This is a genomic window from Syntrophorhabdaceae bacterium, assembly GCA_035541755.1.
In the GTDB taxonomy this organism is placed as follows: Bacteria; Desulfobacterota; Syntrophorhabdia; order Syntrophorhabdales; family Syntrophorhabdaceae; genus PNOF01.
In genome coordinates, this window is sequence record DATKMQ010000005.1 from 1 (window position 1) to 8,668 (window position 8,668).

General features: G+C 49.3%; 7 protein-coding genes. 4 read left to right on the forward strand and 3 right to left on the reverse strand.

Annotation, left to right across the window (positions count from 1 at the left end):
- Positions 1 to 580: 580 nt before the first annotated feature.
- On the forward strand, positions 581 to 1,039 hold the full coding sequence (locus VMT62_00375; protein HVN94860.1) for a hypothetical protein: 459 nt from the start codon (positions 581 to 583) through the stop codon (positions 1,037 to 1,039).
- Positions 1,023 to 2,273 carry a hypothetical protein gene (locus VMT62_00380; protein HVN94861.1) on the forward strand — a complete coding sequence of 417 codons (1,251 nt, stop codon included), beginning with the start codon at positions 1,023 to 1,025 and terminating at the stop codon, positions 2,271 to 2,273. The genes VMT62_00375 and VMT62_00380 overlap by 17 nt, the downstream gene beginning before the upstream one ends.
- A 270-nt stretch (positions 2,274 to 2,543) precedes the next feature.
- On the opposite strand, the gene VMT62_00385 is transcribed toward VMT62_00380, so the two are convergent.
- Positions 2,544 to 2,834 (reverse strand): cysteine rich repeat-containing protein, encoded by a 291-nt coding sequence (locus tag VMT62_00385; protein HVN94862.1) that lies wholly within the window; start codon positions 2,832 to 2,834, stop codon positions 2,544 to 2,546.
- Positions 2,835 to 3,207: 373 nt separating this feature from the next.
- Positions 3,208 to 3,750, reverse strand: a complete 543-nt coding sequence (locus VMT62_00390) for a hypothetical protein (GenBank protein HVN94863.1) — start codon at positions 3,748 to 3,750, stop codon at positions 3,208 to 3,210.
- A gap of 1,246 nt (positions 3,751 to 4,996) precedes the next feature.
- Between VMT62_00390 and VMT62_00395 the strand changes: the two genes are divergently transcribed.
- The gene (locus tag VMT62_00395) at positions 4,997 to 5,374 is read left to right on the forward strand and encodes a hypothetical protein (protein HVN94864.1); all 378 of its coding nucleotides are present in this window, start codon (positions 4,997 to 4,999) and stop codon (positions 5,372 to 5,374) included.
- A 193-nt stretch (positions 5,375 to 5,567) separates the two neighbouring features.
- On the opposite strand, the gene VMT62_00400 is transcribed toward VMT62_00395, so the two are convergent.
- Positions 5,568 to 6,140, reverse strand: coding sequence for a hypothetical protein (locus tag VMT62_00400; GenBank protein ID HVN94865.1), 573 nt, complete (start codon positions 6,138 to 6,140; stop codon positions 5,568 to 5,570).
- Positions 6,141 to 6,632: 492 nt separating this feature from the next.
- Here VMT62_00400 and VMT62_00405 point away from each other — a divergent pair.
- A partial coding sequence (locus tag VMT62_00405) for a PAS domain S-box protein (protein HVN94866.1) occupies positions 6,633 to 8,668 on the forward strand: 2,036 nt, incomplete at its 3' end.

An 8,668-nucleotide genomic window follows, 5' to 3' on the forward strand; every position in this document is an offset into this window, starting at 1 on the left:
ATGATTTCCTCCCCGGACAGAGCAGATAGCTGCACACCAGATAGCTACGGCGAATCCCCCCTGAGGCCCGCACTTCTGGTCCGATGCTGGTTTGAACTTGCGATAAGCAGAGAGTTACCCCAAGTGACATTCCAGGGAAAGCGATGTGGAAATGAAATTGATACAGATGCGGAGTAAAAGATGGTAATCGTCGTTGTAATGGATTTTGTTATTCTATTCCTCCTTTGTCTGGAGGCGATCAGGTAAGGTTATGATAATCCCGGCAAGGACGGAAAAAGAGTCCTGTGGAGATGATTATAAAATATCACGGGTCGAGCATGAAATCGGCCACAACACTGCGGGCAACTTAATTGGCGCTGCAGTGGACGCATTGTTCATATAGAGCCAATCCGGATGGGCACGGAGATAAGAGATTTATTACCTTATCAGGAAATTATGGAAAAGAGCTCGGCGAAACCGAGAACAGTGCAATGGCAGACAAAAAGTGAGGCCAAGCGGTTGAAGGCGGCTTGCTCCCTGGCAAAGATGAACTGGTAACACCGTATCGTTCGGTGCTCACTAAATATTAAAGGAGATGGCCATGTCACATGCCGATGGCAAATTACCCTTAAAGGCGCACAAAAGGATTTGGATAGTATTTGCGGCCATGCTGTCGATATTTGTGTTTTTGACAGTGGCAAACGAGTTTTTGGATTGGCCGCATTACATATTTGGAGACCAGCCAACAACATACCCCCAGCGGAAAGGTGAAGTGATACTTGAATTGTCAATTTATGTAATTGTCATCCTTTCCTCGCATTATTACTTCACAAGGAAAATACAGAAACAAATCAAGATACTGGAAGGATTCATCCCCATATGTGCCAACTGTAAGAAAATCAGACAAGATATCGACTGGAAAACACTTGAGGAGTACATAAGTGCAAATTCTCTGGCGCGGTTCAGTCATTCAGTATGTCCTGATTGCATCAGGATACTCTATGCTGAGCATGCCGATCGACTGTTTAAGACGGGGCAAGCTAATGTCCATAACGTATAATGAACCAATGCGAAAGATAACCATCTCGTTACTGACGGCGGTCTTCATATCTTCTTGCAGCTACATGCCTTTTATCAAAAAGAAGGACGAGTCATCCGCAAAGACCGATCAAAAGAAGGCTGTAAATATAGAGGAGGCCAAGGCCCCCACCCCCGGTGATATCAAAATGATCGATGGCGTGGAGTATATATACGCCCGTAACAGAAGATACCATGTGGACGAACAGGAACCGGAATATATATGGGTTAGAAAAGATCAGTTCTCACCTGGTCTTCTTGAATCGGTTGTTGGGAGGGCCACCGCCAGCACCAAGAAAGAACGAGACATCATGGAACAAAGGATAGCCAAATTAGAAGAGGAACTCAAGGCAAAGAGCACGCCTCAGGCACAGGCCTACCCTGGCAACGCAAGCGCTATCCCGGGTGGTATAGGTTTTCTCACAGGCACCTCTCCTATCGCATTTGACTATCCCTCGCCGAGGATGAAAAGACGCGTCATTGTTCTACCCATCGAAGATCAAACGGATTACAAGAGTGAATACCTTGGGGATCTAGCCACAAAGCGGCTCATATCAAGACTTGAAGGCACAGGAACGATCATTTGTGTGGACCCAGAGACAACCGGTATCACGGGTTCTTTAACTGACCCTGCAAACATGAAGATACTCAATGAGGTCTTTGGAATACAGGCCGTCCTAAAAAGTAGTCTCGCGGATGTCTATACAACGACTTCCAGAATTGAGAACTCCAACGCAAAGGAGGCCTCTTTCGCCTTGGCCAAGCTCAATGTGGCAATCTACAATACGGATACAGGCCTTCTCCTCAAACAACTTTCCGGAAGAAACCCCGTATCGTTCTCAAAAGAGCAGGGGGACTTGAGCGCAGAGAAGGCAAAGAACAAGTCTATCGATCTGGCCATTGAGGTGATTGCTGATGATATTTTGAAGGCCATCCTCTATATAGACTGGCATACGCGGATCGTGTCGATTGATGAAGGAAAGATTTACATAAACGCGGGAAGATTGTCCGGGCTTGAAAAAGGAAGAATCCTCGAGGTGTATGCTCCAGGAGAAAAGGCTATAGATCCGAAAACAAAGGCGCCATTGGGCACGACAAAAGGAATCTTCAAGGGAGAGATCGAGGTTGTTGAACTCTTCGGCGTGGACGCAAGCTGGACGACACCAAAAAGAGGGAACGGATTTGCCCCGACCGACCTGGTATGCGTCAGGCAATAAACAACCCTCGATTAAGGGAATGAGAAACAAAAAAGGGAATTCTCCGCTGGTGACGGTCTGCGATCGTTGATCCCCTGGCCAAAGAGATGATCAAACAAAAGCCGTAGGCGAGCCCTGCTCTTTTGTAGGCGGTTGGGTGGAATTCGGCAAGCCCGTTCGACACGATACGATCTTGGCCAGAAACGTCGCCCTTCGACCATTATGATTAGATCATGCTTGGCTCGTCAAGAATGCGGCTTCTATAGACCCGGTGCACCTGACAGACAGACGCTATTTTGCGGAAGCAGGGGGCTGCGTAGGTCCGTTCGGATGCTGCTGTTGCTGGCGCCGCATCCTATTCTTGATTGCAGCCTTGCAACCCTGGCTCAAGTCCTTAGCATGTTCCCTCAAGCAGTTGGCTATGCGTCCGCCGCCAGGTTGCATTTCTGAACAGAACTGATTGACGTCCTCTTTGCAGTGTCCATTTAGCCGTGGCCCTGGCTGCGCCGAATCTGCGAAAGCCAGCCCTGTGGGCAGTGTCAACGTCACAGATAAAAGTGCTGCAAGAATCAATTGCTTCATGGATACCTCCTTTAGAGTTTCATAACATGCTTCTGATGGAGGGAAGCATAGCTAATATTCCATCGTACCCGCCTATTCTTTTGAGATCAATGACGTGTGTCACGGTTATTCAAGCTGTCTTCAATGTAGATTCTATGAATCGGTCAAACAAACTATTCTTATGCTGTATCCGCTCTGTTTCTACCTTTCTCACGACCCGCGGCGACGCTATAATGCATATGCGCTCATAATTCGCACTTGTCCTAATCCTCACTCGATCGCTATTCTGACGAAAGTCTGACGCCACCACCAGGCCCTGTTCAAAGGCATGGCGGTGGCGTCTTGAGGAGTTACATTTCTCGCTAACTCACCCGTGGTCTTGTTCTATTGTCTCTTACACCGTCGTATCGAAAAGTGATCCGGCGGTGTAATTCTGGCCCGTGGTCAGGAGCGCCCCTCCATTCTGGAGATCCTGGGTCAGCGTGGCGAAGGCGCTCTGGGCGCTCGAGAGGTCACCAGACTGAAGGGCGGTGCTAACAGCCGCAAGATCAGTGCTCAACGTTGAGTTCGCATTCTGTGAGTTGTCAGAGTAATGGTGATGGTGGTGATGGCCTTTGTGGGTCTGCTGGCCGCCCTGTATCTGGTTAACGTTCTGGAGATCCTGGGTCAGCGTGCCAAAAGCGCTCTGGGCTCCCGCGAGATCACCAGACTGAAGGGCGGTGCCAACGGCCGCAAGATCAGTGCTTGCCTGCGTGTTGGTCGTAGTCCGAGTCTGGTTAACGTTCTGGAGATCCTGGGTCAGCGCCGCATAGGCGCTCTGCGCTCCCGTGAGATCACTTGAAGACAGGCTGGACTGCAGGCTCGTGAAATCTTTTCGTATCTGTTGGAACTGGTTTCGGTACACATCGGTGCTTGAAGAAATGCTCGAAATAGACATACCTTGCCTCCTTAAAGAGATTTCTAGATAGTAAATTGCAAGCATTGTGCCGTCCTTCTCAGCAAATTATTGATCCGTGATGTTTCTTGGGCCTCGTGCGCAAGCCTTTAAAAAAACACGGCCAATCGCACAATACGCATTTCTCGGGTCCTTTCTGTAGGATGTTTAGACTCTTCGGCTGCCGGCAAAAATTTCCCTGATAGGAATTATTTTCCCATCCAGAGCCGACCCCATCGACCTCTGATCGGCACTCTTTACTTGAGATGCTAATTTTTCACGGTTAAGTATTATTGAGTGCGACAAGAGGAAGACTCTTCCTTTGTTCGTAAGAGTCGCCTAAGAGTGTTTTGGAGGGTTTTCCTTAATGATTACTGGGGTGGGTGAAGGGTCTCGAATTCTACAACCAAATTGACTATCAACGGTTTGTAAGACGCATAGAAGCGAAATAGAAGCGAGTATTCGCTCGTATGAAATCAACGGTTTCGAGTGGTCAAGAGTATCCCTCATAAAGAATGCCCTGGATTTATTAACGTCAGTGGTTTATGCAACGTTTCAAAACGAAACTAGAAATCGAAGTTTCAATTCGTATCAGGGTTGAAAAGTGGGCTTCGAGCCCAGCTCTATAGACTGTAAACCGTTGATAGTCCATGGTCCATTCACTCGGCACTATTTCGCACTAAATGATCATAGATAAAGCAAGGATTCCATCCGATTTAGCCGAATGGTTTGGACAAGATTTTAGTCTGATTTTCTCTGAATAATGTACATTCTTCGTCCGTAGAAGATGCGAAGAGTTGATCGCTTGGAGAGGTATATATGAATTTTGGTGTTACAGGTGTTACTGGTGTTACCTTCTATCTATATAGAGGCTTTATTAATGCCTTGAAGAGCAAGATCTGTTAATCATAGAAAGTGTTACTTAGAAGTTACGAAGGTTATCCGGTACTCGTGCTCATGTGATTCGCATCTCCCATGCGCACCTGCTCAAGCCTACATGTTAGCATCGGTAGAGTAGGGCGGTATCAATAGAGCGGGTCCTTCGTGGGGATTGAATCGCTTACGGTGCGCTAAACCTCATAAAACGACAGCTTTTGGGACAGTCGGGGTGGGACACGGGACGAAATTGAGAGCTTGTGAAATGAATTGATCGTTGTGGGCCGTATACTCCGCCCGCTAAGCCCGTTTCAGAAAGGGAACCCCTTGACAGGCGGTCTGAGGACGCGTAGCTTATAGCAAGGGGAGATGTATGGCATGTATTGTAAGGCATGATTCATCAGTCGGCATCATCGAAGTAGTGTGCGTCGGTCGTACTACCGCAGAGGACCTGACGGAAGCCGAGACGAAACGCATCTCCCTTGAGAAGGAAACCGGCGTTACCCGGACCCTCATTGACGTAACAAAAGCTCAGCTCTCCGCGACAACCCTCGATTGGCTCGATTTGCCTCGACAACTCTACGAAAGCCTCGAAGCGAACCGGCGAAGCCACGTAGCCTTTGTCATGCCGACTGCCATAGAAGAGCACCCGTCGGTGTACTTCTACCAGACGGCCTGCAGAAACCGAGGCTGGACAGTCGAAGTTTTCTCGGAACGAAAAACAGCCATAGACTGGCTCCTCTCCATATAACAGGCGTATTCTTTCATCTGTAACTTCCAGCCATCTGAAAGACTGTTGAATTCGGAATGTTTGCCGCGTGAGGATTGAGGATGCTGGCAAGCATCGATGTGAAATTCAGCCTAGAGTATGCGTCCACACTAATAATAAAGGCAGGGTTTAAGGCCCTGCCTGTGTGGGGGGGTATTATGGGAGTTAATAGCGTCTATTCGCTTAATTTCTTCCGCAATCCTACAAGGCTCAAAAGACCAGCGCTTAACAGGTATACCGCCGGAGGGATCGGTACAGGGGAACCAGTTCTGTTATAAGCAGGGTCATTGACGTTAAGATTTTGAATGGTGGGAAAGCTCCATCCCGATGTGCCGCCATAGTTGAAATTCAGATTCGTGCCGAATACCTGGCCGGTGCTTGCGTAAGCCAGATAGGCAAGGCTGATTGAACCAGACGAATCCCCTGTAAAGGAAAAAAGCCAGTTAAAGTTGCTGATACCAGGTGTAACGTTGGTCGCTACCACGTAATTGGTATTGGGCATCTGTGCTGTCCATGTGCCTGCGGTGAAGTTGCTCATCCCGGGGCTTGCCAAGCTGCTCGTTCCATCGAGCTTGAAGACTTCAATCTTGTTTATGGTATAGGTCGTGCCGTCGTAGACTCCGTTCTCGTTAATCGACTGGGTCCAGTCAGCGAATGAGGCGTTAGCAAAGAGGCACGTGAATAGGGCTGCCACAAGACAGACGGCTATGTTCCTTGCCGTTTTCTGTACAAGCGAATTTCTTTTCAAGATATCTCTCCCACCAACTATTGTCGATTTGGTTTTTGTCGTTGTTTTTTCCATAGCACCATTAATATTTGCAATGCCTGTGCCACACATGTATTTTTGTTATCGTAGGCGTATCTTCGGTGCCTGAGATAGAACCCATACCGGCGGGCTTCTTTAGCTTTATATATGTTTATGGCAGTGTTTTTAGAGGCTTAGATTGCACGGGGTCAAGTCCGCCCTGCGGCTTTCATCGCGAAAACTATTTCGGTTCTGTCAACCGATTATTCTGAAAGAACGCCGCAGTCGTCGCGAAGCTACAAATCTCGTTGCAATATCCCCAATTTCGTGGTGATTACCGGAAACTGATACATTATTTGTCATACATGAAGGCTAATAGGTCACACCGACCGCGGACAGTGGCTTGACATTTCGGAATTAAGGGTGTACTATCATGTCTTAGTATGATCTCGCACTGGGCTACGACAGGAAAATCAGTTGAAGAATTCGTCCCGGATGGATCAAGAACGGCTCCAAGAATTACCCTCCTTAAAACGAAGAATCAAAGAACTCGAACAATCTGAAGTGATGCAGAAGCGGGCTGATGAGGCCTCACGGCAAAGCGAGGTGGAGCACCTTCGCCTCTTTGAGACCATGAGCCAGGGCGTCATCTACCTGACTGGAAGCGGCGAAATAATCTCCGCCAACCCCGCGGCACAGCGAATCCTGGGGCTTCCTCTCGACCGGATGCAGGGGAAGCGTTATGTGAATCCGGACTGGAAGTTGGTTCGGAAAGACGGTTCAGATTTGCCCGATGAGGAACACCCCTTCAGAGTGGTGCTACGCACGGGCAAGCCGGTTGAACATTTCATCCTGGGGATCTCTAATCCGGTCAGAAAGGCTCTCTCCTGGTTGTCAATTACCCAGACTCCGCTTTTTCGTCCCGGGGAGTCAACACCGTATCAGGTGTACGCCATATTCGACGACGTTACCTCCCAAATGCACGCCGAGGAGGCGCTCAGGGAGAGTGAAAAACACTACCGTTCCTTGTTCGATAACATGCTCAACGGATTTGCGTATTGCAGAATGCTTTTTGAAGAGAATCAACCGAAGGATTTCATCTACCTCAATGTCAATGACGCGTTTGAATCATTGACCGGACTCAAGGACGTAATAGGAAAAAAAGTATCAGAACTTATTCCCGGTATACGAGAAGAGGATCCGGAACTGTTCGAGATCTATGGCAAGGTGGCCTTGACGGGCGTGCCGGAGCGGCTTGAAAGATATGTCAAGGCCCTGGGAATGTGGTTCTCAATCTCCGTATACAGTCCGAGAAAAGAACATTTTGTGGCGATCTTTGATGTGATCACCGAACGCAAGCGGGCTGAAGAAGCCCTGCGCACAAGCCAGCTTCAGTTGTCAGAGGCAACTGACCTTGCGCACATCGTGTATTGGGAGGTCGATCCCGCGGCGCAGACATTCATTCTCAACGATCCCTTCTATGCCCTATACGGTACCACTGCCGAGCAGGAAGGTGGATACCGGATGACGAGGGAAGAATACGCCAAACGGTTCATACATCCCGACGATCTGCCGATCTTCTCCCAAGCGGTGAAACAAGCCGTTACAAGAATGAGCCCCGAACCCCTTCCTGACATCGAGCACCGCATTATCCGCCGTGATGGAGAAGTGCGCCACATCCTGACACGGGCAGGCGCCGTTACAGATGATGCGGGCCGCGTCGTGAAAAGATACGGCGTGAATCAGGACATCACCGAGCGCAAGCTTGCCGAGCAGAAGGTTGTCGAATCGGAACAATCACTCCGCGACATCCTTGCGGCTTCGCCCATAGGCATCGGCCGGGTAAGGGACCGGGTTATCGAATGGGTAAACGAGTCCATGTCAAGGATATCCGGCTATACCTTTCAGGAACTGAAGGGGCAAAGCACCAGGCTCCTTCATGAAACCGACGAAACGTTCAAGGCGGTGGGCGAGTCTCTTTATACAACCGGGCAGGCCGAGCACAGATTGGTGAGAAAAGACGGCACAACGCGGGATGTCTTCGTGCAGATATCGACAACCGGCAGTTACTCATTCACCTTCACCGTTACCGACGTAACACAGCTAAAAGAGGCTCAGAATGCCTTGAGAAAGAGCGAACTGCTCTACCGCACCTTGGTGGAGACATCATCGGAAGTTCTCATGCTATTCGACGCAAACCGCAGACGTACCTATGTATCGCCCAACGTTACCAAAATGTTTGGATATTCCGTCGAAGAGTTCTTGGCCAGAGACCAGGCTGAATTTACGCACCCCGATTCGATGCCCGTCGTACTTTCCATGCGTTCCTGGAATTTGGAACACCCCGGGGAATTGATAACCTTTGAAGCACAAAACCGTCACAAGGACGGCAGTTGGCTATGGGTTGAAGCCACTGCTCGCAACATGCTCGAAGATCCGAACGTCAACGCAATGGTACTGAACCTCCGCGACATCACCGAGCGCAAACGGGCGGAGGAGGCTTTACGGCAAAGCGAGGGGCGACTCCGGCG